At 32.1% G+C, this 26,249-nt stretch carries 20 protein-coding genes; 7 read left to right on the forward strand and 13 right to left on the reverse strand.

Features of this window, described 5'->3' with window-relative positions:
• Window positions 1-54: 54 nt before the first annotated feature.
• Window positions 55-1,350, forward strand: a complete 1,296-nt coding sequence (locus tag ACKTST_RS06285; RefSeq protein ID WP_408046899.1) for an MFS transporter — start codon at window positions 55-57, stop codon at window positions 1,348-1,350.
• 2 nt (window positions 1,351-1,352) lie between these two features.
• Here ACKTST_RS06285 and ACKTST_RS06290 read toward each other — a convergent pair whose 3' ends face one another.
• From ACKTST_RS06290 to ACKTST_RS06330, 9 genes are all read right to left on the reverse strand, one after another.
• Window positions 1,353-2,975: an RluA family pseudouridine synthase gene (locus ACKTST_RS06290; RefSeq protein ID WP_408046900.1), complete on the reverse strand. Its 1,623-nt coding sequence runs from the start codon at window positions 2,973-2,975 to the stop codon at window positions 1,353-1,355.
• 39 nt (window positions 2,976-3,014) lie between these two features.
• The gene (locus ACKTST_RS06295; protein WP_408046901.1) at window positions 3,015-4,787 is read right to left on the reverse strand and encodes an AMP-dependent synthetase/ligase; all 1,773 of its coding nucleotides are present in this window, start codon (window positions 4,785-4,787) and stop codon (window positions 3,015-3,017) included.
• A 77-nt stretch (window positions 4,788-4,864) separates the two neighbouring features.
• Window positions 4,865-6,628: an AMP-dependent synthetase/ligase gene (locus tag ACKTST_RS06300; RefSeq protein ID WP_408046902.1), complete on the reverse strand. Its 1,764-nt coding sequence runs from the start codon at window positions 6,626-6,628 to the stop codon at window positions 4,865-4,867.
• Window positions 6,629-6,711: 83 nt separating this feature from the next.
• Window positions 6,712-7,995 carry a threonine synthase gene (thrC, locus tag ACKTST_RS06305; RefSeq protein ID WP_408046903.1) on the reverse strand — a complete coding sequence of 428 codons (1,284 nt, stop codon included), beginning with the start codon at window positions 7,993-7,995 and terminating at the stop codon, window positions 6,712-6,714.
• 10 nt (window positions 7,996-8,005) lie between these two features.
• Window positions 8,006-8,935: a homoserine kinase gene (locus ACKTST_RS06310; RefSeq protein ID WP_408046904.1), complete on the reverse strand. Its 930-nt coding sequence runs from the start codon at window positions 8,933-8,935 to the stop codon at window positions 8,006-8,008.
• Window positions 8,932-9,561, reverse strand: coding sequence for a class I SAM-dependent methyltransferase (locus ACKTST_RS06315; RefSeq protein WP_408046905.1), 630 nt, complete (start codon window positions 9,559-9,561; stop codon window positions 8,932-8,934). The genes ACKTST_RS06310 and ACKTST_RS06315 overlap by 4 nt, the downstream gene beginning before the upstream one ends.
• 3 nt (window positions 9,562-9,564) lie before the next feature.
• A complete protein-coding gene (thrA, locus tag ACKTST_RS06320) occupies window positions 9,565-12,006 on the reverse strand; it encodes a bifunctional aspartate kinase/homoserine dehydrogenase I (protein ID WP_408046906.1) in 2,442 nt (813 codons plus the stop codon).
• Window positions 12,007-12,294: 288 nt separating this feature from the next.
• The gene (locus ACKTST_RS06325; RefSeq protein WP_408046907.1) at window positions 12,295-13,479 is read right to left on the reverse strand and encodes an aspartate aminotransferase family protein; all 1,185 of its coding nucleotides are present in this window, start codon (window positions 13,477-13,479) and stop codon (window positions 12,295-12,297) included.
• Window positions 13,480-13,484: 5 nt separating this feature from the next.
• Window positions 13,485-15,122: an OstA-like protein gene (locus ACKTST_RS06330; RefSeq protein ID WP_408046908.1), complete on the reverse strand. Its 1,638-nt coding sequence runs from the start codon at window positions 15,120-15,122 to the stop codon at window positions 13,485-13,487.
• A 136-nt stretch (window positions 15,123-15,258) separates the two neighbouring features.
• Between ACKTST_RS06330 and ACKTST_RS06335 the strand changes: the two genes are divergently transcribed.
• The 4 genes from ACKTST_RS06335 (at window position 15,259) to ACKTST_RS06350 (ending at window position 19,806) form a co-directional block, all read left to right on the forward strand.
• Entirely contained in the window at window positions 15,259-16,689 is a 1,431-nt protein-coding gene (locus tag ACKTST_RS06335) for a pyridoxal phosphate-dependent decarboxylase family protein (RefSeq protein WP_408046909.1), read from the forward strand.
• A 141-nt stretch (window positions 16,690-16,830) separates the two neighbouring features.
• On the forward strand, window positions 16,831-18,285 hold the full coding sequence (gene nirK, locus ACKTST_RS06340) for a copper-containing nitrite reductase (protein WP_408046910.1): 1,455 nt from the start codon (window positions 16,831-16,833) through the stop codon (window positions 18,283-18,285).
• Between the two features lie 28 nt (window positions 18,286-18,313).
• Complete coding sequence (locus ACKTST_RS06345; protein ID WP_408046911.1) at window positions 18,314-19,090, forward strand: formylglycine-generating enzyme family protein; 777 nt, start codon at window positions 18,314-18,316, stop codon at window positions 19,088-19,090.
• Complete coding sequence (locus tag ACKTST_RS06350) at window positions 19,087-19,806, forward strand: SCO family protein (RefSeq protein WP_408046912.1); 720 nt, start codon at window positions 19,087-19,089, stop codon at window positions 19,804-19,806. The genes ACKTST_RS06345 and ACKTST_RS06350 overlap by 4 nt, the downstream gene beginning before the upstream one ends.
• 43 nt (window positions 19,807-19,849) lie before the next feature.
• On the opposite strand, the gene ACKTST_RS06355 is transcribed toward ACKTST_RS06350, so the two are convergent.
• The 4 genes from ACKTST_RS06355 to ACKTST_RS06370 form a co-directional block, all read right to left on the reverse strand.
• Window positions 19,850-20,395 carry a DUF1572 family protein gene (locus tag ACKTST_RS06355; RefSeq protein ID WP_408046913.1) on the reverse strand — a complete coding sequence of 182 codons (546 nt, stop codon included), beginning with the start codon at window positions 20,393-20,395 and terminating at the stop codon, window positions 19,850-19,852.
• A gap of 37 nt (window positions 20,396-20,432) precedes the next feature.
• Window positions 20,433-21,704, reverse strand: coding sequence for an adenylosuccinate synthase (locus ACKTST_RS06360; protein WP_408046914.1), 1,272 nt, complete (start codon window positions 21,702-21,704; stop codon window positions 20,433-20,435).
• A gap of 25 nt (window positions 21,705-21,729) precedes the next feature.
• On the reverse strand, window positions 21,730-22,179 hold the full coding sequence (locus tag ACKTST_RS06365; protein ID WP_408046915.1) for a Fur family transcriptional regulator: 450 nt from the start codon (window positions 22,177-22,179) through the stop codon (window positions 21,730-21,732).
• Between the two features lie 118 nt (window positions 22,180-22,297).
• The gene (locus ACKTST_RS06370) at window positions 22,298-24,514 is read right to left on the reverse strand and encodes a RelA/SpoT family protein (protein WP_408046916.1); all 2,217 of its coding nucleotides are present in this window, start codon (window positions 24,512-24,514) and stop codon (window positions 22,298-22,300) included.
• Between the two features lie 340 nt (window positions 24,515-24,854).
• Here ACKTST_RS06370 and ACKTST_RS06375 point away from each other — a divergent pair, with 340 nt between their 5' ends.
• A complete protein-coding gene (locus ACKTST_RS06375) occupies window positions 24,855-25,415 on the forward strand; it encodes an RNA polymerase sigma factor (RefSeq protein ID WP_408046917.1) in 561 nt (186 codons plus the stop codon).
• Window positions 25,402-26,196 carry a hypothetical protein gene (locus ACKTST_RS06380; protein ID WP_408046918.1) on the forward strand — a complete coding sequence of 265 codons (795 nt, stop codon included), beginning with the start codon at window positions 25,402-25,404 and terminating at the stop codon, window positions 26,194-26,196. The genes ACKTST_RS06375 and ACKTST_RS06380 overlap by 14 nt, the downstream gene beginning before the upstream one ends.
• Window positions 26,197-26,249 lie beyond the last annotated feature (53 nt).

Below are 26,249 nucleotides of genomic sequence, written 5' to 3' on the forward strand. Positions count from 1 at the left end.
ATAGTATATTGCAAACCGTTCATTAACTAATGAGCGGTTTTTTATTAGAAGCATATGTACAAAATAGGAGATAAGAAGTTAATTAATGCATGGGCATTTTATGATTGGGCAAACTCGGTATATTCACTTGTTATAAGTACTGCGGTTTTTCCGTTATATTATAGTGCTGTAACTAAAGGAAAAGTTGTTCGCTTTTTAGGAATGGATTGGGAACATCCTGATAGTTTGTATAGTTACGCTTTATCTTTTTCGTTTTTAGTAGTAGCTTTTATTTCTCCGATATTATCAGGTATTGCAGATTATACTGGTAGTAAGAAAAAGTTTATGAAATTTTTCTGTTGGTTAGGTGGTTTATCTGTAGCGTCTTTATATTTTTTTGATGGAATTGACACAGTTTGGATTGGTATATGGTTTACTATTTTAGCGAGTATTGGTTTTTGGGCAAGTTGGGTTTTTTACAATGCCTATTTACCAGAAATTGCTCTTCCTGAGCAACAAGATAGAGCGAGTGCAAAAGGATTTATTTATGGATATGTTGGTTCTGTAATTTTATTATTAATCAACCTTGGAATGATTATGTTTCCTGATGCATTAGGAATTACCAGTGGTATGGCTTCTCGCTTATCGTTTGTAATGGTAGGACTTTGGTGGATTGGTTTTGCTCAGATTACTTTCCGTCGTTTACCAGATGACATTTATAACAAGCAACCTGACAATGATTATATATGGAAAGGGTATAGAGAGCTTCAAATAGTTTTTAAAGAAGTGTTGAATTATCCTACTTTAAAACGTTTTTTACTTGCTTTTTTCTTTTTAAGTATTGGGGTACAAACCATAATTTTAATGGCAGCTATTTTTGGTTCTTCTGAGTTAGAGTTAGAATCTACTAATATGATAATTACTATTTTATTAGTACAAATAGTAGCAATTTTAGGAGCTTTTTTCTTTTCGAGATTTTCAGATAAATATGGGAATTTTACTGCATTAAAGGTAACTATTGGTATATGGATGTTGGTTTGTTTCTGCGCCTTTTTATTAGATAAATCTCAAGAACATGTCGATATTTATTTTTATGGTTTAGGAGGTTTGTTAGGATTAGTACAAGGAGCGATTCAATCATTAACTCGATCTACGTATTCTAAATTACTACCCGAAACAGAAGATCATGCAACGTATTTTAGTTTTTATGATGTAACTGAAAAAATAGCAATCGTATTAGGAACAGCTGTATATGGAGCGTTATATGCAATTACTGGCTCAATGCAATGGAGTGTGTTATGTTTAGCAATTTTCTTTTTAATAGCATTTATCATTTTAAGCACGCTGAAACGTACAAAACACGTAATGTAATATTAGAAAGGTGAAGAAGAGGTAAAACTTATTTCCTTCTTTGAAGTTGGATGTATAAATGTAATTTTTTCTGCATGGAGGTATAATCTGTCAGATTTTTCTCCATATAAATCATCACCAACAATAGCTGTGTTTAAACCTAAATTGTGGGCTGAATGAACTCGTAATTGATGTGTTCTACCAGTAATAGGGTAAAAATACACTTTAGTTTTGTTATTGATAACTTCGACAGTTTCCCATTTGGTAAATGCTTTTTTCCCGTGTTCGTAACAAACAAGCTGTTTAGGTCGATCATCTAAATCTACTCTTATTGGAAGATTAATTTCTCCTTTTTTAGTTTGTAAAATTCCATCTAAAAGAGCCACATAACGTTTTTTAATAGTCTTATTAATAAATTGAGCTTGTAAGTGTTTATAAGTTTCTTCACTTTTAGCGATTAAAAGTATGCCAGAGGTTGACATGTCTAATCGATGAACAACCAATGGGCCAGTAGCGTTCGGATATAGTTTTTTAACCCGAGAATAAACAGAATCTTTAAACTCTTTTCCACTTACTGTTAAGAGCTCGTGAGGTTTGTTTAGCACAACTAAATCTTCGTCTTCGTATATTATTTTTAACTCTTTTTCTTTGTTTAATTGAGCTGTTAGCGGATTTTCATCAACTAACATTTCTTTAAGCATATGCGTTAAAATAGGCTTACACTTTCCTGTACAAGCGGGGTAATAATTTTGATGTTTTCGAATAGATGTATTCAAAGGTTTACCCCACCAAAATTCAGCCATACAAATAGGCTTTAAATCGTGTTTAAAAGCGTATTGTAATAATTTTGGAGCACAACAATCTCCTGCACCTGCTGGAATATTCTGCTGTGAACAATCAAAAATATTCAGTAGATTTTTTACTTCTTGATTTGAGTTTAAAAATTGATACTGCTCAAATATTTTATGTTGGACTCTTGCAGACAGGTTTGCTCTTTCTTTTTTTAGATCGTTTATTTTCAACTGAAAACACTCAAATTGTACTTTAAGAGGATGAGTTTTTTCATTTAGATATACTTCGTATTCTCTTAAATAAAACTCTTCATTAATATTTTGTTGATTGTTTTGTTTTTTAAGCTCTTTTCGTTTTTTTCTACGGAGTTTTATTTTGTTTTGTTCTTCGGAAAGCAGTGTAGCGTTAAGAGCTAAAGCATTATTATAAACATTCTTACTATCAATATAATCTGCTGATTCTTCTAAAGTTTCAATTTCTAAACTTAGTTGATTTAGTTTATCTTCTGTTTTTAGGTAGAATCCATTCTTGTCTAAAACATCAAAAACTGGAGGAACAAAATGTTTATGTTGAGTGTTATCAGCCAATTTTCCTGAAAAAGCTGTTAAATAACCTAAATTTCCATTGGACTGTTGTACAACTAAAACTCCGAACATTTTACCGAGAGCATTTTCATTTTCGGGAGTATTAATTCCAAAATCGTGAATAAAATCGGTTTGATTTTGTAAGTATGCCTGTAATTCTTCTGAAGCTATTTTAGCTAATTTATGTGGAATATAATTATACGGATAGGTAAATTTATCAGGTAGAGAAATTGAGGAAATATCCGAAGAAAAAGATAGAATTTTAGTCATATTAAAAAGAAAAGTGTTGCTTTCACAACACTTTAAAAATTATTCTCTGTAAATTTTATCGTATAAATCTTTGTAAATTTCTTTAATGATAGCTCGCTTCATTTTCATCGTAGGAGTAAGGTGTCCACCATCAATCGACCATTCATCAGAAGTTAACTCAAAACGTTTAATTTGCTCCCATTTACCAAACTTAGCATTGCAATGGTCTACTTCTTCTTGAATGCGTTCTATTACTTTTTCATTAGTAATTAAATCGCTATTATCGCTAACATTTACTTGGTGTCTTTGTGCCCATTCACGTATGAACTCAAAATTTGGTTGAATTAAGGCAGCTGGCATTTTTTCTCCTTCACCAATTACCATAACTTGCTCGATAAAACGTGATTGTTTTAATTCCCCTTCTAACAATGGCGGAATCACATATTTACCACCTGAAGTTTTAAACATTTCTTTGGTACGTCCTGTAATTTTTAAGAAACCGTCTTCGCAAATCTCACCTTTATCACCCGTATGGAAATAACCATCTTTTAAAACTTCAGCAGTTTTTTCAGGGTCTTTGTAGTACCCTTGCATTACATTTGGTCCTTTAACTAAAATCTCGCCAGTTTCAGCAATTTTTACCTCAACTCCTTCAATTAACTTACCAACTGTCCCTACTTTAAAACCTCCATTTCTCATATCATTAACCGATATAACTGGTGAAGTTTCTGTAAGCCCGTAACCTTCCATTACTGGCATACCAGCAGCGGTAAATACTCTTGTTAAACGCGGTTGTAAAGCTGCTGACCCCGAAACCATTAATTTTAATTCTCCACCAAGAGCAGCCTGCCATTTAGAGAAAATTAACTTACGAGCAATATTTAATCTTTTTTCATACCACCATCCGTTGGCTCCGTAAGGTTCGTACTGTAAACCTAATTCGATTGCCCAAAAGAATAGTTTTTTCTTTACTCCAGTTAAATCAGCACCTTTTGCATAAATTTTATCGTAAATTTTTTCATACAATCTTGGTACGGCTGTCATCACATGAGGTTTTACCTCTTGTGCATTTTCACTTAATTTTTCAATCGATTCTGCAAAATAAACTGAAATACCACAGTATTGATATAGATATAATATCATTCTTTCAAAAATATGACAAACAGGTAAGAAACTCAATGCTCTTCCTTGACCATATTCTAACGGAACTCTTTTTTCACTACTTAAAACGTTTGAAACTACGTTTTTATGACTTAGCATAACACCTTTTGGTCGACCAGTTGTACCCGATGTGTATATTAAAGTAGCTAAATCATCTGCAGAAATTGCTTCTTTTCGTTGTTCAACTTCATTTTGATTACTGTCGTCTTTTCCAAGTTCTAAAACTTCATTCCAACTTTTTTCTCCAGAAATATCATCAAAAGTAAATACAGCTTTTAAGTTGGTGTTTCCTTTAATTTGATTTAATTTTTCTAAAATAGTTGTATCAGAAACAAAACAATAAGTTGCTTCGGAATGATTTAGAATGTACTCGTAATCTTCTTTAGAAATAGTCGGATAAATAGGAACGTTTTGTGCTCCTGTTTGTAAAATTCCGATATCACAAATGTTCCATTCGGTTCTATTATTTGTTGAAATTACTGCGATTTTATCGTTTGGTTGAACGCCTAATCGTAATAAACCTCTACTAATAGCGTTCGCCTTATTAATATATTCTTGAGTAGAAATTGATTGCCATTCACCATTGTATTTTGTGATGAAAGCTTTTTCTAAATTGTATTTTTCTAATTGATAATAAGGAAAGTCAAAAAGACGTGTAATTTCAATCGACATATGTTCAAATTTTGGGCTTTGCAAAGTATGAAAAATACGTCGATTGCACAAGTTATAGTTTACTTATTGATTTATTGTTAATTATATATTTTTTGACGTAAATCATTGTATTTTTCTAAGATAATTTTTCGTCTCATTTTTAATGTCGGAGTTAGATGACCGCTATCAATGGTCCATTCATCTGGTGTGATTTCAAATCGTTTAATTTGCTCCCATTTTCCGAATTTTTTATTGAAAAAGTCTATTTCTTCTTGAATTCGATTGTGTAATCGTTCATCTGAAGTAATATCTGTAATTTTATAGTTATGCCTTTTAGCCCATTCTTGCACAAATTCAAAAGAAATTTGTACTAAGGCTGCAGGCATTTTCTCTCCTTCACCAATAACCATTACTTGCTCAATAAAACGAGATTTTTTTAATTCACCTTCTAAAATTGCTGGCGCAATGTATTTTCCACCTGAAGTTTTAAATATTTCTTTTTTTCTATCAGTTATTTTTAGAAAGCCTTCGTCATCTATTTCGCCAATATCTCCTGTATGTAAATAACCATTTTTAATGGTTTCGTTAGTAAGAGTTTTATTTTTATAGTAACCTATCATTATATTGGGGCCTTGAACTAAAATTTCGCCATCTTCAGCTATTTTTACAGTTACATCTTCAATAATTTTACCGACAGTTCCAATTTTAAAGCCTTTACTTCTCATATCAGAAACAGAGACAGCAGGTGAAGTTTCGGTCATACCATAACCTTCAAAAACAGAAATTCCTGCAGCGGTAAATACTTTAATTAATCTTGGCTGAGTAGGAGCACTACCAGCTAGCATGAAATCTAAATTACCGCCTAATGCTTCTTGCCACTTAGAAAACACTAATTTTCGTGCAATTGAAAGTTTAAACTCATACCACCAACCATTTTCTTTATATGGTTTGTATTGTTCTCCTAATTTTAAAGACCAGTAGAATAATCGCTTTTTTAAACCAGTTAAGTTACTTCCTTTATCAACTATTTTATCAAAAACTTTTTCTAAAAGTCTAGGTACAACCGCCATAAAATTTGGCTTAACTTCTTTAAGATTATCTCCAATCTTCTCGATACTTTCAGCAAAATGGATTTCAAATCCCATGTATTGGCAATAATAAGAAGCCGCTCTTTCAAAAATATGACAGATAGGAAGGTAGCTAATTGCTACTTTTTTATTGTCGTGTAAATCTAATCGGTTACCAACCGCAAAAACATTGCTTACAACATTATTATGAGATAGCATAACTCCTTTGGGAGTTCCTGTAGTCCCTGAGGTATAAATGATAGTGGCTAAATCAGATGGTTTTACGCTGTTTTTAAACTCATCAACTTTTAATCGAGGTACTTTTGTTCCAATACTTAAAAAAGAATTCCAATCATAATCGGTATTAACTTCTTCAAAAGTAAATACTTTTTTAAGTTGAGTATGCTCTTGAACTTTTACAACTTTTTGATATAATTCGTCATCAGAGACAAAACAATAAATACTATCAGAATGATTTAAAATATAGGCATAGTCTTTTTCTGAAAAAGTAGGGTATAACGGAACGTTTACAGCACCAATTTGCAACACACCAATATCTAAAACATGCCATTTTGGTTGGTTTACAGAAGTTATGACCGCGATTTTATCTCCTGGTTGTATTCCTAATTCTAACAAAGATTTACTAACCGAATTGGCTTGATTGATGTATTCTTGAGTAGACATACTTTTCCAATCGTTACTTTCTTTTAATACTAAACAATTTTGCTGTGGATAGTTATGTAACTGATGATAAGGAAAGTCAAAAAGACGTGTAATCTTTGAAGAATCGTTCATAAAAAATGATTTTCGATAAATCTATAAAAAATAATAGAAAAACCGTTGTTATTCTAAAAATTAGCAATTACAACGGTTAAACATTATTTAGTATTTAAAAAAGTCTTCAAATCTTGATAAGAGCTTATTTTTGTTGCTACTTTCTGACGGTCTATTACCGAAGCTATTTGTGGAGGAATTTCAATAGCTACATTTATAACATCTTGCACAACATCTAAAAACTTAACAGGATGTGCTGTTTCTAAGAAAATTCCATAGGCATTCTGTAAATCATACTTTTTCAATCCTAAATACCCAACTGCTCCGTGAGGATCGACAATATAATTAGAATTCTTGTAGATGTTTTTCATGGCTGTACGAGTTTCATCATCAGAAAAAGAAAAAGATGAAAAAGCAGCTTTTAAAGTTTCTAAATCATTATTGAATAATTCTTGAATTCTAATAAAATTACTTGGATTTCCAACATCCATCGCATTTGATATGGTAGCTTTAGATGGTTTTGGTTGATAATCTCCACTTTGTAAATAATTAGGAACAGTATCATTTACATTAGTAGCAGCCACAAAATGTTTGATAGGTAAACCTAGTTTTTGAGCCATAATTCCTGCACATATGTTTCCAAAGTTTCCACTAGGTACTGAAAAAACAACTTCTTTATGTTGTTTGTACACTTGCTTATAAGCAAAGAAAAAATAAAACATTTGCGGTAACCAACGTGCGATGTTTATCGAGTTTGCAGAGGTAAGTGTACTATTAATTTCAGTATCTAAAAAAGCAGTTTTCACCATGTCTTGACAATCGTCAAAAACACCATCTACTTCTAAAGCAGTAATATTTTGTCCTAAGGTTGTTAATTGTTTTTCTTGAATATCACTTACTTTTCCGCTAGGGTAGAGGATAACCACATCTACACCTTTAACTCCTAAAAAACCATTAGCAACAGCACCACCAGTATCACCAGAAGTAGCCACCAAAACTGTAACTTGTTGGTCTTTATCACGATTAAAGTATCCCAAGCATCGAGCCATAAAACGAGCGCCTACATCTTTAAAAGCCATGGTAGGTCCGTGAAATAATTCTAGTGTACCAATATTTTTTTCGATTGATACTACAGGAAACTCAAAATTGATTGTTTCTTTGATGATTTTTTGTAAAACTTCTTTCGGGATTTCATCACCTATAAATTGTTTGATGGTTTCATAGGCAATTTCTTCATTAGAATATTCACCAATATTATCAATAAACTCTTTGGGTAGTGGTGTAATTTTTTCAGGAAAATACAATCCCCTATCTGGTGCTAATCCGTTTACGACAGCTTCTTCAAAGCTAACTTTAGGAGATGTATGATTGAGACTATAGTAGTTCATAGTTTCGTATTTAGTGTTGTTCTAAAATTTTAATTCCTTCTGTATTAATTTTTGAAAGAATCATGTTAAAATCAATTTGTTTGTCTTGGTAAGCGTTTTGAATGGTTTTATAAACAATCTCAGCAGTTGCATCGTCTTTACACAAAGCAAAAATAGTTGGGCCTGAACCTGAAATTCCTGCTCCTAAAGCACCTGCTTTTAAAGCTTCCTTTTTCACTAAATCAAAATGAGGAATTAGCGTTTTTCTAGCAGGTTCAACAATAATATCGATTAGTGAATCTGAAATTAATTGATAATCATTGGTGTGTAATCCACTAATTAAACCACCAACATTCGCCCATTGAGTAACCGCGTCTTTTAAAGGAACTTCTTTTGGCAATACCTCTCTAGCATCTTTAGTTTTTACTTCAACTTGCGGGTGAATAGCAACAACTCTTAAATCTGCAGGAACAGGGATTTTTACAATACTCAATGGTTCGTAACTGCGTACCAATGTGAATCCTCCGTAAATAGCTGCAGAAACATTATCTGCAATAGGTGTTCCGCAAGTAGCTTCTTCTCCTAACATGGAAAACTGTGTCAATTCAAGAGGGGAGAAGATGTCTCCTAACAACTGATTTACACCAAAAGCAGCCCCTGCAGCACTGGCAGCACTACTTCCTAAACCACTTCCAGGAGTATATCCTTTGTGAATGGTAATATCGATACCAAAATCAACAGGTTGTTTTTCTAGCATAGCTATTGCAACCACTCCCGCAGCATTTGTTTGGGTGTCAAGAGGTAAATCAGCCCCCGTTATTTTGGTTATTTTAACACCTTTTGTATCCGTTTTGGAAAAAGTCATAGTATCTCCAACAGTTTCGAGTGCTAAACCTAAAGCATCAAATCCGCAGGAAACATTGGCAACGGTTGCAGGTGAAAATATTTTTATATAGTTCATTTTTTTGCAATTAAGAACAAGTCGGTATCACCACCTTCTTGATATAGTTTGGTGTAATTTTCTAAAATTTTGAATTCTTGTGCTTCTAGAGCTTCAATCAAATATGCTGGCTCATGATAATGGATAAACATCGAGTTTTTTCCATCCGAACTTGATGTTACACGAGAGTCTTTTTCGTAATTTCCAATCATGGTACTGATGTATAGTAATCCGTTTGGGTGTAACATAGTAGCAGCATCTTTTATAAGTTTTAGAACATCCTCTTTCGTTAAATATGGAAAACAAAACCCGAAGATAATGACATCAAAATCTTGTTGTAAATTGTTAATTTCTCTACAATCCATCACTTTAAAGGAAACATTTGGATTGTTTTGTTTTGCCAAAGCCACCATGTTTTCAGCAGCATCAATTCCTAACACGGAAAGTTTAGGATTGTGCTTTAAAAGGTAATTGGAAATCTTTCCAAAACCACAAGCTACATCCAATACATTTTTATGAATTGGCTTCATATGTTTTAGAAGCAAGTCATAACTGTGATTATATACAGTATCATTAGCAAACTTATCTTGGTACTTTTGAGCTACGGTATTGTAAATCTGTATAATATTTTGATAACATTTTCCCATAGGTTATTGATTTCCAATTCGTATCACATCAGCAAAAATCCCAGAAGCAGTTACTTCAGCACCTGCACCAGCTCCTTTTATTTGTAACGGGTTTACGGGGTATCTATCTGTAAAAAATAACACGATATTGTCACTGCCTTCTAAATTATAAAAAGGATGGTCAAACGGAATGTGTTGCAAGCCTACACTCGCTTTTCCATTGTTAAATTCAGCAACATATTTTAAGCGACAATCTTTGTCGGCAGCTTCTTTATATATTTGTTGAAAATGACTCTCAAATTCAGTTAACGAAGCATAAAAATCTTCATTATTCGTAGTTTTTAAACTCTTTTCAGGTAAAAACGCATTGTTTTCGATGTCTGAAAGTTCTAATTCATAACCACTTTCACGTGCAAGAATTAATATTTTTCGAGCTACATCTACACCACTTAAATCAATTTTCGGATCTGGTTCAGTATATCCTTGTTCTTGTGCTTGTTGCACAACATCGTGAAAAGAAACATTCTCGTTAAAATTGTTGAACACAAAGTTTAATGAGCCTGATAATACCGCTTGTATTTTATGTACTCGGTCACCAGAAGCAATTAAGTTTTTAAGCGTATCAATAATTGGCAATCCAGCACCTACGTTGGTTTCAAATAAAAATGGTGCATTGTACTTTCGTGAAATGTATTTTAATTTTTTGTATTTGTTCAATTCAGAAGCACAAGCTATTTTATTACACGTAACCACTCCAATATTATTAGACAAATAGCGTTCATATACTTCAGAAACCTGTTGATTAGCAGTATTGTCAATAAAAACTGAATTGCGAAGGTTTAATGCTTTTATTCTTTGGAAAAAAAGCTCTAAAGAACTTACTTCTCCGTTTTGTAATTGCTCTTTCCATGATTTTAAACTGATGCCGCTTTCATCAAAAACCATTTTTTTAGAATTGGAAATTCCCACTACAAGTACATTCAATTTCAATTGTTCTTTTAAGTATTTTTTTTGTTGATAGATTTGTGCTAAAAAGCGTTCACCCACATTTCCTACACCCGTAACAAAAAGGTTCAACTGTTTTACTTTTTCTTCAAAAAACTGTTCGTGCAGGGTATTTAATGCTTTTTTTGCATCTGAACTGTTGATTACAGCAGAAATATTTTTCTCTGAAGCTCCTTGAGCTATTGCACGAATATTTACGTTGTTTTTGCCTAAAGAACTGAACATTTGTCCACTTAACCCTTGATGGTTTCTCATTCTATCACCTACCAAAGCAATAATTGCCAATCCTTGTTCTACGATAATCGGATCTATTTTATGACGCTCTATTTCTATAGCAAAAGCTTCATTAATTTTTAAAGCTGCTTTTTCAGCATCTTCATCATAAATTCCCACACAAATAGAGTGTTCAGAAGATGCTTGTGTAATGAGTACCACATTAATATTGTGTGTAGATAGTGTTTCAAACAAACGCTTAGAAATGCCAGAAACACCAATCATTCCGCTACCTTCTAAGGTTAGCAGTGTGATGTTCTCAATATGAGAAATTCCTTTTACAGGTTTCCCATTTTCGGTAACTTTAGAAATGAGCGTGCCTACATTTTCAGAATCAAAGGTGTTTTTTATTCGAATAGGAATTTCTTTTTCCAACACAGGTTGAATGGTAGGAGGGTAGATAACTTTTGCTCCAAAATGCGACAATTCCATAGCTTCTTGATACGAGATGTGTGGAATTGGAAATGCTTGCTTTACCATATGCGGATTTGCTGTATACATACCACTAACATCTGTCCATATTTGTAATTCTTCCGCATTTATAGCAGCCGCATAAATTGCTGCAGAATAGTCAGAACCTCCACGACCTAAAGTAGTTGGTTTTCCTTCTTTTGTGCGAGCTATAAACCCAGGTAAAATAGTAACACGATGTTTGTTTTTTGTAAAATATTCTTTGCAATTAGCGTTGGTTATCTCATAATCAACTTGTGCTTTGTCAAAATTATTAGAAGTAATAATTAATTCTCTACTATCCTTATAAACAACATCTAATTTATCATTAGCAATGTTTGTAATGATGTATGAAGAAAGCAACTCGCCAAAACCGCTGATGGTAGCGAGCGCTTTAGGGGTAATTTCATTTAATAAAAAGCAACCTTCTAACAATGTTCTTAATTGATTAAAAAGTGAAGTAATATGAGTTATTACTTCGTTCTGCTGATTCTCAGGAACTAACTTATGGATTACTTCAAAATGCAATTGTTCTACTTTTTTGTAGTTTTTAAGGTAATTAGTGTTGTTTTGAGCAGCTAGTTCTGCCGAGGCAATTAGTTTATTAGTTGTTTTTCCAAATGCTGAAACCACAATAATAAGTTGTTTGTTTTTTGATGCATTAGAAATGATCTGTACTACTTTTTCTATGTTTTTTGAGTTGGCTACTGAAGAACCTCCAAATTTTAAAACGTTCATTTTAAAAAGATAATAAATTAAAAATAAAATTTTTAGAGCTATTTATCTGTTTTCAAGTCTTTTGAAAAAATAAATATATACGGAGATGATATGTATAGAAAATAACCCTTAAAGGGTTGTAGTAATAATTGTAGTTGTAGTGCCAACAAAAGAAGCCGTAATAGTTACAGCTGGAATAGATATTATATTTCTTTTGTTGTTAAACATTAATCCAAATGTATAATTTTTTATAAATAAATCATAAAGAATTAATGTTTTTGCTAATAAAAAAGTAAAAAAAGGTAATATTTAGGTATTTAACCTGTCTAATTCACTCAAAATAATATCACATCCTTTTTCTAGTTCTTCATCAGAAATAGTTAGTGGAGGAGTAATACGAATAGCTTTTCCTTCAAAAAGTAACCAGAATAAAATCAATCCTTTATCTAAACAGTTTAAAATTACCTGTGAAGCTTTTTCGGGTGAATCAACTAATAAAGCGAGCATTAATCCTTTTCCTCTAATTTCTTTAACAGTTGGGTGGTTTTTAAACTTGTTACGAATTAAAGTTTCTTTTCTAGAGACTTCACTCATTAATTTAGAGGAAGTAATCTCTTGCACTGTAGCTAAACCAGCACTGGCAATTACTGGATGACCTCCAAACGTAGTAATATGACCTAATTTAGGATGTCCTTTTAAGCAATTCATCACTTCAAAAGAAGCTATAAAAGCTCCGATAGGCATTCCACCACCCAAACCTTTACCTGTGATGATAATATCTGGAGTAACATTGTAATTTTCAAATCCCCAGAATTTACCTGTACGTCCAACTCCAGTTTGTATTTCATCTAAAATTAACAACGCACCAACTTTTTCACATCGCTTTTTTACTTTTATTAAGTAGTTGTTTTTAGGTTCGATAAAACCAGCACCTCCTTGAATGGTTTCTAAAATAACTCCTGCTGTATTTATGGTTATTTTTTCTAAATCTTGCTCGTTATTAAATTCAATAAACTTACTTCCAGGAATTAAAGGACGAAATGCTCTGTTTTGCTGTTCTGCTCCACAAACGCTCATAGCTCCTTGTGTATTTCCGTGATAGGCATTTTTAGCCGCAATAATTTCACTTCTACCAGTAAAACGTTTAGCCAATTTTAAAGCGCCCTCGGTAGCCTCGGTTCCTGAATTTACTAAGTAAACAGAAGAAAGGTTAGGAGGTAAGGTAGCTGCTAAAGCTTTACACAATTCTAATTGTGGTTTTTGAATAAACTCACCATACACCATAACGTGTGTATACTTCGCTAACTGATTTTTTATTGCTTCGCTAACCTTTGGATGATTATGCCCCAAACTGTTAGCAGAAACTCCTGCAACGAAATCTAACATAGCTTTTCCGCTACTATCATATATATAACTTCCGTTAGCGTGAGAAATTTCAATTGCTAAAGGATGTGGAGTGGTTTGTCCTTGATATTTTAAAAAATCTTCTTTCACAGAAATTATTTTACTCTTTTAAGATTTAGTTTTTCTAACTTCTTCTTTTTAGAAGTTTCTTTTACAAAATTTTCTTTTGCTTCTTTAACTACTTCAAGCTCTTTTTTCTTTTTTGAAGGAGTTATAGAAGGTTTGTCCTTTACAAAAATATCTTCAACAGTTAAAGGTTGTTCATCTCCACGCCATATGAAACCTTTAAACTTTTTTTCTTCGGATGGAAATTGAGAAGGAGGATAGGTTTTTCCTTCTGATTTTTTGAAATATTTAGTTTGAGTTATCTCATTATCCTCTAAAATAAACTCAATATCACTAGCAATTTCTTTGGTAATTGTTTCTAACTTATGAGTTTCATCATTATGATTATAGTACAAAGATTCAGCGTTTCCAAGTACTAGCATGGTGCGTAAATCATCATTTTCAAATTTTCCGAAGATATTTCGTCCTTTAATTTGATTAAAATTTTCTTTATGAACCGAATCTTGTTGAATCATAAAAGCATTTTGTAAAACTTTCAAAGAATCTAATTTATTAGTGTCTTTGTTGGTTAGTAATTGAATACTATCTCCAGTAATTTGACTGTTGTTAGACCATAAAATAGGCTTTTTAAACATTCTTGTAAGTCCTGTTTCTTGACTTGTATGAATAGAATCACATTTTCCTTGCAGGTCAGATTTGAATATTTTTACATTATTAAAAATGCGAGCGACTCTTTTCTCTGGTTTTCCAGTTAGCAATATTTTATCTCCAGCAACATACATTGAATCTTTTTCTAATACTGAAATAGCCACGGCTCTATCAATTATAAATAAAGAATCTTTTTGTTCGTATAACTCAGCATAGTTGCCTTTTGCTACCATATTTTGAACTGTATCAATAACTTTAATATTATTGGTAGCTGAAGCAAATCCTTTTCTTTTATCGTAGTATAAACTATCAGCTGAAACGGTACGTTCCTTTAAAAATAGTTTGGCATTTTTTACAAAATAAGACACATCAGTATTGGTGTCATAAAAACCTCTTTCAGAATAAATTTTTGTGCTATCTTTTAAATTTGTGATGGTACTAGGACCGTATAAATAGGCTAATTGAGTATTTGTATAATAATCCAATCGGTCAGAATCTAAATGATTATCTGGGTTTACCACTGTAACCTTAGACTGTGCTGTAAACTTTTTATCTTTTAAGTAATACGTTCCTTTTGTACTTGTTAAAGTATTTTTAGTATCCTTAATAGTTCCTCCGTTAGGGTAGTATAGTATTTGATTAATTCTATCGAAATGAAGCGTATCAGTTTTTAACTGCATTTCTTTATCATTAATTTCTACATTTCCCCACGATTTTGCCTTTTTAGTATTTCCGTCATACGTAGCAAAATCGCTATATTGAATAATAGAATCTCCTTGTTCAATAACTACTTCACCAATAGCTTTAAATAAGTTTTTATCCTTGTACAACAAAGCTCTTTGACAATCTAAAGTAGCTCCTTCATGCGACATTTTTACTTTTCCAATTAATAAAGTAGCTCCAGGGTACTTACTTTCATCAGCAGTACTTAGCTCAGTAGATAGAATTTTAATTTTTTTTGTTTGAGAAAAACTTACAACAGAAAATAATAAAAAGATTAGCAGAAATAGTTTTTTCAAAATAATACGTTTTAGCCACAAAAATAATGAAAAGAACATGCCAAATTTCTTAATAAAGAAATAAAATTACAGCGATAATTAAAAGGTTGTCTTTTAGTAAATGGTTAATTTTGTAGAAATTTAAAAATATAAAGATATGAGCGCTCATTTTGATTTATCAAAAGAAGAGATGAAGTCTTATGGATATAAAATTGTTGATATAATTGCTGACCACTGGGATACTTTAGAGCAACAAAAGCCAGTTGCAAGTGCTACAAGAAAAGAAATGGATAGCATTTTCTTACAAGAAGCACCAACTGAAGGAATGCCAGCAGAAAAAGTGTTAGATTTTGTGATGGATAATGTAATACCCAATAGTACAGTTATTTCTCATCCAAAGGCCTATTCATTTGTTCCAGGTCCTAGTAATTTTATTAGTACAATGGCTGATAGTTTAGCTACCGGATTTAATATTTTTTCTGGCGGATGGATGGTTTCTCCTGCTGCTGCTGAGTTAGAAATTGTAACTATGAACTGGCTGTTAAAAATGTACAATTTCCCTGTTGAAAAGGGAGGAGGTATTTTTACCAGTGGTGGTTCAATGGCTAATTTAACAGCGTTAGTAACAGCTAGACGTATTAAATGCGGAGATGATTTTTCTAAAGCTGTGATTTATTTGTCAGATCAAGCGCATTCATCTAATATCAAAGCAATTCGAGTTTTAGGTTTTAAGAAAGAACAGATTCGAATTTTACCTACCGATATTGAATTCAGAATTAGTATTAACAAGTTAAAAAACGCTATTGCTAAAGACAGGTTAGAAGGATTACAACCGTTTTGTTACATTGCATCCGCAGGTACAACAAACACTGGTACTGTAGATCCTTTAGATGAAATAGCAGATATCTGTGAAGAAGAAAACTTATGGTTTCATATTGATGGAGCTTATGGTGGAGCAGCAATTTTATCTGACAAAGGGGCTAAAGCTTTACGAGGTATAGAAAGAGCAGATTCGTTAACAGTAGATCCTCATAAATGGTTTTATCAGCCTTATGAAATCGGATGTTTGTTAGTAAAAGACGCTTCTTGGTTGAGTGGTACATTTAGTGAAAAACCAGAATATTTACGTGATATTGAAGGAAATGAATCTGAAATTAATTTTTATGATTACGGAATTCAGTTAACTAGACGTTTTAGAGCGTTAAAGTTTTATATGTCAATCAAAACCTATGGTTTAGACACTTTTAAAAAAGCTGTTAGTTATAATATTCAACTAGCTGATGATGTTGAGAAAATGCTGCGTAAAAGTAGAAATTGGGAAATTATTTCACCAGCTACATTAGCTGTTATTAATTTTAGGTATAATCCTATTGGGCTGAATTTATCAGAAAAAGAAATTGATGAATTAAATCAGAAAATTTCTCATAAGATAATGGAATCTAGAGAAGCATTTTTAGTAACTACAATATTAAATAAGCAAGTAGTGCTTAGAATGTGCCTGATAAACCCAAAAACAACCATGGAAGACGTGAAAGAAACCTTGGAGTTGTGTCATCAATTTGGAGAAGAAACTTTAAAAGAAAGATAGATTAAAAGGAGCTTAAAGCTCCTTTTTTTGTTTTTATGATAAAAGTCATATTTCAAAAGCTTTTCTCTTAGTAGTTTTGTTTAAATAAAAGACAAAAAAGTCTTTTATAATAGATTATTAATAACTACATCAATAGAAGAGATGAAACAAGTGAAAACAATTTCAATGGTTTTAGCAGCTATGTTTTTAATGGCAAGTTGCAAGAATGAAAAATCTGAAAGTATTGCAATGAAAAGTGCTTCAGATATAGCAGTTAAAGGAACGATAGAAGCAGAGTTAACAGCTCCGCCTCATGTTCCAGCACCTGTAGGTAATAGATCAGCTAAAAAGTTACTAGTAAACATGGAAATTCTTGAAAAAGAAGGGACTATGGCAGATGGTGTAGAATATGTATACTGGACGTTTGGTGGTTCTGTTCCAGGTAGCTTTATAAGAACTAGAGTAGGAGATGAAGTAGAATTTACCTTATCTAATCACCCAGATAATAGATTACCTCATAATATCGATTTGCATGCAGTAACAGGTCCAGGTGGGGGAGCAACTTCATCATTTGTAGCTCCTGGTCATGAAAAAACATTCTCATTTAAAACTTTAAACCCTGGATTATATGTGTATCACTGTGCTACTGCACCTGTAGGAATGCATATTGCGAACGGAATGTATGGACTAATTTTAGTAGAGCCTGAAGGAGGTTTGCCAAAAGTAGATAAGGAATACTACATTATGCAAGGAGATTTCTATACAAAAGGGGAAAATGGAGAACCTGGTTTACAACCTTTTGATATGAGAAAAGCAGTAGACGAAGATGCAGATTATGTAGTGTTTAACGGAAGTGTAGGAGCTTTAACAGGAGATAATGCAATTACCGCTAATGTTGGTGAAACAGTACGTTTATTTGTAGGTAACGGAGGTCCTAACTTAACATCATCTTTCCATGTTATTGGTGAAATTTTTGACAATGTTCATGTTGAAGGTGGTTCTGTGATTAATAAAGACGTACAAACAACTTCTATTCCAGCAGGAGGAGCTGCGATAGTGGACTTTAAGGTAGATGTTCCAGGTACTTTTATTTTAGTAGACCATGCTATTTTTAGAGCTTTTAACAAAGGTGCTTTAGGAATGTTAAAGGTAAAAGGAGAAGAGAGCAAAAAGATTTATTCAGGAGTAAAACAAGAAGGTATTTATAACCCAGAAGGAGGTACTATTCAAGAAATGCCAAATGGTAAAGAAGATAAAGCAGTAGCTTCTAAGCAAGAAAAATCGTTAGCACAGAAGATAGCAGATGGTAAACAAATTTATACAAAAACGTGTTTTGCTTGTCACCAGGCTAATGGTGAAGGAATTCCAAATGCATTTCCTCCTTTAGCTAAATCAGATTATTTAAATGCTGATGTAAAGAGAGCTATAGATATTATTTTACATGGTAAAACTGGAGAAATTACAGTAAACGGTCAAAAATATAATAGTGTAATGACTAAGCAAGCGTTGAATGATCAAGAAGTAGCAGATGTACTAACCTATGTTTACAACTCTTGGGGTAACAATAAAACCAACGTTAGTGTAAATACTGTAATGGAAGTAAAAAGTGCTCACTAAAACGTAGTTAAACTCTAAATTATAAGAAATGAAAACTATTTTAAGATTGATAATTTGTATATTTTTCTTAGGCATTTCCAATATGAATTGTCAATCTAAAATGGTTCCTATTAAAGGAGGTAGTTATATTCCTTTGTACGGAAGAGACTCAGCAAGAGTAACGATTCAAGATTTTTTAATGGATGTGTATCCTGTAACTAATGAAGATTTTTTACAGTTTGTAAAAGAAAACCCAAAGTGGAGAAAATCCAAAGTAATTAAACTTTTTGCTGATAAAAGTTACCTTATTAATTGGAAAAGTGATACAGAAATAGGGGAGAATCTTAACTTAAAATCACCGGTTGCGAATGTTTCATGGTTTGCAGCAAAATGTTACTGTGAAAAGCAAGGAAAACGATTACCAACAGTGGATGAATGGGAGTATGTAGGAATGGCAAATCAAAAACTACCGGATGCAAGAACGCTAAAAACGTACAATGAATACATTTTAGGATGGTATGAAAAACCTAGAACGTTTAATAATGTTATAGGTTCCACATTTAAAAATTTTTGGGGAGTGTATGATATGCATGGTTTAGTTTGGGAATGGACCTCCGATTTCAACTCAGTATTAGTATCAGGTGAATCTCGAAAAGATGTTGATAACGATAGTAATTTATTTTGTGGTAGTGCAGCAGTAGGATCAACAGATTTAATGAATTATGCAGCTTTTATGCGTTATGCTACCCGTGGAAGCTTAAAAGCCAAATACACAATGCGAAACTTAGGTTTTAGATGTGTAAAAGATAAAAATATAGCACAATGAAAGTAGTAAAATATATAATGATACTTCTTTTCTCAATTACTTTATTAAGTTCTTGTGAAAAAGAGAAAAACGATACGAGTTTGGCAACTGTATATGAATGTCCTATGCTTTGTGAGGGAGATAAAACATATACCGAAGAAGGAAGTTGCCCTGTTTGTAAAATGGATTTAACACAGAAAGATAAAAAAGAGGCTAAAGAGTTAGCTTTGGCTACTGATATTTCTGAAAGTTCTATATTCAATTTAGCATCAGAATGGAAAACCGAAGAGAATAAAACTATTCATTTAGAAGATTTAAGAGGAAAAACTTTGGTAATGGTCATGATTTATACTACGTGTAAAGCTGCTTGCCCAAGATTGGTTGCTGATATGCGTAATATTGAAGCTAAAATACCTAAAGAATATAATGAAGATTTACAATACGTTTTAATTAGTATTGACCCTAAAAACGATACCCCAAAACGATTAAAAGCTTTTGCAAAAGAAAACTTTATGGATGATGAGCATTGGACTTTTTTACAAGGTACAGAAGAATCTGTTAGAGAATTTGCCAATGTACTAGCTGTGAAATACAAACAAATTTCTCCATTAGATTTTTCACACTCAAATATCATAAGTGTATTTAATCCAGAAGGGGAGTTAGTGCACCAACAAGAAGGTTTGGGTGTAGATAATAAAGAAACCGTTGCTAGTATTTTGAAAACAGTAAAAAATTAGTGCCCCCATAGTATTACTCAATAAAAACGTCTTTTAGGGATTTCTAAAAGACGTTTTTTAATGAGTTGTTTTTTTCAAATTGAGCCTGTATAAACTCTTTAGATTTTCCTTTGGCAATAGAAGCAGTTTGCCATTTATCGTTTAAGATCATCTTACCTACATAAGCAATTTGACCAATATGATAAGGAAAATGGGCTATTTGCCTCGTAATACTTTCAATTAACTTAACTTGTTTATTTCTGATAAGAATAGGTTGATTGAAGTTTTCTTCGTTTAATAAGTCTAAAGCAGCAAAAAGACAGTTCCAACCCTTTTCCCACTGAGCAATCAATTCTTTTTTTGATAAATCATGAGTTTCAAACTCGGCATCTCTATCTCTCCAATCTTTTTCTCCGTCAGAAGCAAAAAAGTCTGTCCAACGAGATAGCATATTTTCTGACATGTGAATAATAATTGAAGTAATACTGTTGCTTTCTTGGTTATATTTCCAGTGTAAATCTTTTTCTTCTAGTTGAGCAATCGTTTTGTCTGCAACTTCTTTGTACGATTTAAACTGTACTGTAATATTTTCTAAATATTCTTGTATCATTATAAAAAAAGGAGCTCAATTGAGCTCCTCTAAATTTTTATCTATTAATTGTTTGTTTTCTATCAGGACCTACAGAAACTATTTTTACAGGTACACCAGTTTCTTTTTCAATAAAAGCGATGTAATCTAATAGGTTTTTAGGAAGTTGATCTTCAGATGTCATCTTTGTTAAATCATCTTTCCAACCTTTAAATTCAGTATAGTTTACTGATACGTTTTCTGGTTCAATATTGTATGGTAAGTGAGAAATTTCTTCCCCTTTATAATTATAAGAAGTACAAACTTTTAACGTGTCAAAACCAGATAAAACATCTCCTTTCATCATCATTAATTGTGTAACACCGTTTACATCTACTGCATATTTTAAGGCTACTAAATCTAACCATCCACAACGACGAGGACGACCTGTTGTAGCTCCAAACTCATGACCAACTTTTGCCATGGTAGCTCCGTCTTCGTCAAATAATTCGGTAGGGAATGGTCCAGAACCTACACGAGTAGTGTATGCTTTAAAAATTCCTAAAACTTCACCAATTCTATTAGGAGCAACTCCTAAACCTGTACAAGCACCAGCTGCAGTTGTGTTAGAAGAAGTTACGAAAGGATATGTTCCAAAATCTATATCTAATAACGATCCTTGAGCTCCTTCAGCTAAAATAGTTTTTCCTTCTTTAATAGCTCTGTTTAAAAACTCTTCAGAATCGATAAACTGTAAAGTTTTTAACTTTTCAATTCCTTTAGAAAATTCAGCTTCTAACTCATCTAAATCGTAATCGATTTGTACATCAAAGTAGGCTAACATACTTAAATGCTTTTCGGTTAAAGCTCTATATTTTTCTTTCCAATTATCTAACTCTAAGTCACCAACTCGCATACCATTTCTACCGGTTTTGTCCATATAAGTTGGACCAATACCTTTTAATGTAGAACCAATTTTTGCTTTTCCTTTTGAAGTTTCAGAAGCAGCGTCTAATAATCGGTGTGTTGGTAAAATTAAGTGTGCTTTACGAGAAATTAATAATTTAGATGTATAATCGATATTGTGTGCATCTAAATTTTCTAATTCTTTTTTAAAGATAACAGGATCGATAACTACTCCGTTACCTACTACATTTAATGCAGTTTTATGAAAAATTCCTGAAGGAATTGTGTGTAATACATGCTTATTTCCATCGAAAATTAAGGTATGACCAGCATTAGGACCTCCTTGAAAGCGTGCAATAATATCGTAGTTTTTTGTTAATACGTCTACAATTTTACCTTTTCCCTCGTCTCCCCATTGTAGTCCGAGTAATAAATCTACTGCCATTTAGTGTGTTGTTAAGTGTGTTGTGTTATTTGTTGTTTCTTTTTGTTCCGTAGAAATAGAGTGAATGATTGTGAATTTCTATATCAAAAACATCTTCAATAGTTTTTTTGATAATTTGAATTCTTGGATCGCAGAATTCTTTTACTTCACCAGTATCAGTAAGAATTACATGATCGTGATTCTTATCGAAGTAACTTTTTTCATAACGCGCCATTGATTGTCCGTCAAACTGATGCTTACGAACTAATCCACAATCCAATAACAAATCCATCGTATTATAAAGCGTTGCTCTACTTACACGATAATTTTTGTTTTTCATTTTTATGTATAACGATTCAATATCGAAATGCTCATCAGCATCATAAATTTCTTGTAAAATAGCGTATCGTTCAGGTGTTTTTCGATGCTTATTCTCTTCTAAAAAAGAAGTGAATACTTTTTTTACAATTTCTTGATTTTCTGCTGAATTACTCATTTATTTTAAAGTTTTTCTTACTTTAAAAGCAAGATTTTTAATACTTATATTTCGTATTGATTAAAGGGCAAATTTACATTAATTTATTGATAAAAAAACATGGATAAAAGAATGATATTTACAAAGTATTAACACGCTCTACATTTTGTACTCCATCTACTTTTTTCATGTTATCAATTAACTTATTTAACTGATTTTTATTCTTAACACTCAGCGATATTTTTCCATCAAAAACCCCATCATCACCAGAAATATTAATGCTATGAATAAATACATCCATACTGTTAGAAATGATTTTGGTAATATTATTTACAATTCCTTTATTGTCTAATCCTGATAAGTGTAAAATAGCGGTAAATTCTTGTTTTGTAGAATCAATCCACTTGGCTGGCATAATTCTATATGCATAGTTAGATTGCAATGAAATAGCATTTGGGCAGTCGTTTTTATGCACCTTAATTCCTTCATTGATGGTTACAAACCCAAAAACTTTATCACCAGGAATAGGAGAGCAACATTTAGACAATGTATAATCTAATGTTTGTTCTTCTTTACCAAAAACTAAGGCATCGTATTTATTAGTAACTTCTTCTTTTTCTGATATTTCTTTACCAGGAGTACGTCTAAAAGTATTTTTGATGAAGCCCATGAATCCGTTACTTCTTTGAGCAACAAATTGTTTAAGCTGCGTATTATCGATTGCTCCGTTACCAACACGATAAAATAAGTCAAAGCTTGTTTTTAATCCGAAGTAACTAGCTATTTCATGAATGATTTTTTCACTAGACCCTATTTTTAAGTGACGTAGTTTTCGTTGTAAAATTGCCTTACCTTCTTCAGCAATTTTCTTTTCTTCTGCTTTTAAGGCAGATTTAATTTTTGCGCGTGCTCTTGCAGTAATCACAAAATCTAACCAGCGAATATTAGGTTTATTGTTGGCTGCAGTTAACACCTCTACTTGATCTCCACTTTTAAGAGGATGGCTTAACGGAACCAATTTACCATTTACTTTAGCTCCTCTACACTTTAAACCAACATCTGTATGAACTGAGAAGGCAAAATCTAAGGCTGAAGCTCCTTTCGGTAAAGATTTTAAATCACCGTTAGGAGTGAAAACATATATTTCTTTTGCATATAAGTTTAGTTTAAAATCTTCAACAAAATCGACAGCATCCAAGCTTTGATTTTCTAAACTTTCTTTTAAACGGTTTAACCAACCTTCTAATCCGCTTTCTTGAACGTTTCCTTGCTTGTACTTAAAATGTGCAGCATATCCTTTTTCAGCAATTTCATCCATTCTGTCTGAACGAATTTGCACTTCAACCCATTTAGCTTCAGGACCGATAACAGTTATATGTAGCGCCTCGTATCCCGTTGATTTTGGCTGTGAAATCCAATCTCTTAATCGGGCAGGATTCGGTTTAAAAAAGTCAGTAACAATTGAATATATTTTCCAAGCATCGAATTTTTCATCTTCAGAAGTAGGATGATAAATAATTCTGATAGCAAACTTATCATACACTTCATCAAAAGTTACATTTTGTTTACGCATTTTTCTACGGATAGAAAAAATTGATTTAAAACGTCCTTTGACTTCATATTTAAAGCCTTCTTTGTTTAAAGCCTCTTTTAAAATACCAGTAAAACTATCAATGTATTTTTGCTGGTCTTCTTTACTTTCTTTTATTTTGGTTAAAATATCATTGTATACATCAGGTTCGGTGTATTTTAAACCTAAATCTTCAAGTTCAGTTTTAATGTTGTACAATCCTAAACGATGAGCAAGAGGGGCGTATATGTATAAGGTTTCAGATGCTATTTTAACCTGCTTGTGAGGCGGCATAGAATCCATAGTTTGCATATTGTGCAATCTATCGGCTATTTTAATTAAAATTACACGAACGTCATCGTGTAAGGTTAGCAACATTTTTCTAAAGTTTTCGGCTTGTATAGAATAATCTTGCTCTTGCTTTAGGTTAGATATTTTGGTAAGTCCACTAACAATACGGGCAATGTTTTCTCCAAACAAACGCTCCATATCGTTAATCGTATACGGAGTATCTTCAACAACATCATGAAGTAATGCTGCTGCAATAGAAGTAGCTCCCAATCCTATTTCATCAGCTACAATTTTAGCTACTGCTATAGGATGAAAAATGTAAGGTTCTCCTGATTTCCTTCTTTGACTAGAGTGTGCCTCTACAGCAAGATCAAAGGCTTTACGAATCAATTTTTTATCATCTTCTGATAATGTTTGATACGTTCCTTTTAATAAATTTTTATATCTATTAGCTATCTCTTTATTCTCTTCTTCTATCGTTGCATTATAACTCATATACTATAAACTCTTTGTTTGTTCTGTTCTAAAATAAAAGTAGTACAAAGAAATCTATTGGGCAAATTTTGAAACAATTAGTTTTTAAATAAAAAATATGCGGAATAACCATACATTCAAGGTTTTTTCCTGTATGATTATCTTAAATAAAACCTAACTTTGTTATATAATTCAGAGGAACTATACTATAAAGAGATGAGTCCCCCTGAGATATCATTTAAATATGATATTCGAACCTCCAGTTTTTTATCAAAAGCTGGAGGTTTTTTTCTTCAGGCAACCTTTTTTCATTTTCAGTAGTCTATATATTTGTAAGGCAATAAAAACTATAAAAAAGGAATTGAAAATTATTTCATTACATAAAAACCAAACTAAGCTGATACAAAAAGCTTCGGAGCAAAATAGAGAAGCTCAACAACTATTGTTTGAGCAATATTCACCTAAAATGCTTGGGGTTTGTAGACAATATGTAAAAGATTTACATCATGCAGAAGATTTAATGCTACAAGGTTTTTTAAAGGTTTTTACCAACTTACAAAAGTTTAAGGGAGAAGGAAGTTTTGAAGGATGGATTCGTAGAATTATGGTAAATACTTGTATTAGCTATTTAAATAAAAAGAATCCTATTCAATTATCAGATGAAGATTTTGTGTTTAACGATGCTGCTACCGATAGTTTAGAGAATACCTCGGTAGAAGATATTCAAAAACTAATAGACACGCTTCCTGAAGGATACAAATTGGTGTTTAACTTATATGCAATTGAAGGATATAAGCATTCAGAAATAGCAGAGAAACTTCAAATTTCTGAAAGCACTTCTAAATCACAGTTGTTTAAAGCACGAAAATGGTTGCAGACGAATTATTGTAAAATGAATCAAATTAAAGATGTCAACAAATAAAATTGATAAACATATTGCAGACAAACTTAAGAATAGAGAATTGTCTCCATCACCATCAGCTTGGGAACGATTGAGTTCTCAGTTAGACGAGCATCAAAATAAAAAGAAAACGAATTGGTTTTTATATTTCGGTTATGCAGCTGGTGTAGCTTTATTACTAAGTATTGGATTTCGTTTTTTCACAGCTTCTGAACCAGAAATTCCTTCAGAAATAATTGTTGAAACTCCTATTGATACAATGAAAATGAAAGATATAAAAATAGAAGAACTACTTACCAATACTGAAGAAGCAATTGTTCAAGTAGAAGAACTTAAAGATGAAACTAAAACGATAAAAAAAGAGAATTTTTCTCCTACTAATAAATCTGTAAAAGTAAAGCTTAAAGAAGAAAGATCAGAAGAAATTGTAGCTGTCAAATCTATTTTGGATGAAAAATCTCCAAAAGAAACTGTAATCTCATCAGTAGATAAAAAATCAATCGAAGCAATCAAAAACACTAATTCAAAAATTAAAGTAAATAGTAATGACTTATTATTTGCGGTTACTCATAATTCAGAAGAAATTAAAGAATACTACGCTAAGCATAAAGTAAAACGCGAAGATGTTTTAAGAACTATTGAATCTGAATTGAAAAAATCAGAGTTTAAGATTGACCCCAACGTCATTTTAGCAGAAGTAGAAAGAACGATTGATGATGAAGAATATAAAGGAGACTTTATGCAAAAATTAAAATTAAAAATATCAGGCATTGCTGTGGCATTTGTCGAAAGAAATAAATAAGCGCTTATCAATTATCGATAATTAAACCAACCAAATTTATTATCAGTTTAATT

The organism is Tenacibaculum crassostreae, from assembly GCF_964512405.1.
Taxonomy (GTDB): Bacteria; Bacteroidota; Bacteroidia; order Flavobacteriales; family Flavobacteriaceae; genus Polaribacter; species Polaribacter crassostreae.

What these genes read in the sequence shown, in the direction of transcription:
- ACKTST_RS06285 (WP_408046899.1), top strand. Translation starts at nt 55, where the DNA reads ATGTACAAAATAGGAGATAAGAAGTTAATTAATGCATGGGCATTTTAT.
- ACKTST_RS06290 (WP_408046900.1), bottom strand. Translation starts at nt 2,975, where the DNA reads ATGACTAAAATTCTATCTTTTTCTTCGGATATTTCCTCAATTTCTCTA.
- ACKTST_RS06295 (WP_408046901.1), bottom strand. Translation starts at nt 4,787, where the DNA reads ATGTCGATTGAAATTACACGTCTTTTTGACTTTCCTTATTATCAATTA.
- ACKTST_RS06300 (WP_408046902.1), bottom strand. Translation starts at nt 6,628, where the DNA reads ATGAACGATTCTTCAAAGATTACACGTCTTTTTGACTTTCCTTATCAT.
- thrC (WP_408046903.1), bottom strand. Translation starts at nt 7,995, where the DNA reads ATGAACTACTATAGTCTCAATCATACATCTCCTAAAGTTAGCTTTGAA.
- ACKTST_RS06310 (WP_408046904.1), bottom strand. Translation starts at nt 8,935, where the DNA reads ATGAACTATATAAAAATATTTTCACCTGCAACCGTTGCCAATGTTTCC.
- ACKTST_RS06315 (WP_408046905.1), bottom strand. Translation starts at nt 9,561, where the DNA reads ATGGGAAAATGTTATCAAAATATTATACAGATTTACAATACCGTAGCT.
- thrA (WP_408046906.1), bottom strand. Translation starts at nt 12,006, where the DNA reads ATGAACGTTTTAAAATTTGGAGGTTCTTCAGTAGCCAACTCAAAAAAC.
- ACKTST_RS06335 (WP_408046909.1), top strand. Translation starts at nt 15,259, where the DNA reads ATGAGCGCTCATTTTGATTTATCAAAAGAAGAGATGAAGTCTTATGGA.
- nirK (WP_408046910.1), top strand. Translation starts at nt 16,831, where the DNA reads ATGAAACAAGTGAAAACAATTTCAATGGTTTTAGCAGCTATGTTTTTA.
- ACKTST_RS06345 (WP_408046911.1), top strand. Translation starts at nt 18,314, where the DNA reads ATGAAAACTATTTTAAGATTGATAATTTGTATATTTTTCTTAGGCATT.
- ACKTST_RS06350 (WP_408046912.1), top strand. Translation starts at nt 19,087, where the DNA reads ATGAAAGTAGTAAAATATATAATGATACTTCTTTTCTCAATTACTTTA.
- ACKTST_RS06355 (WP_408046913.1), bottom strand. Translation starts at nt 20,395, where the DNA reads ATGATACAAGAATATTTAGAAAATATTACAGTACAGTTTAAATCGTAC.
- ACKTST_RS06360 (WP_408046914.1), bottom strand. Translation starts at nt 21,704, where the DNA reads ATGGCAGTAGATTTATTACTCGGACTACAATGGGGAGACGAGGGAAAA.
- ACKTST_RS06365 (WP_408046915.1), bottom strand. Translation starts at nt 22,179, where the DNA reads ATGAGTAATTCAGCAGAAAATCAAGAAATTGTAAAAAAAGTATTCACT.
- ACKTST_RS06370 (WP_408046916.1), bottom strand. Translation starts at nt 24,514, where the DNA reads ATGAGTTATAATGCAACGATAGAAGAAGAGAATAAAGAGATAGCTAAT.
- ACKTST_RS06380 (WP_408046918.1), top strand. Translation starts at nt 25,402, where the DNA reads ATGTCAACAAATAAAATTGATAAACATATTGCAGACAAACTTAAGAAT.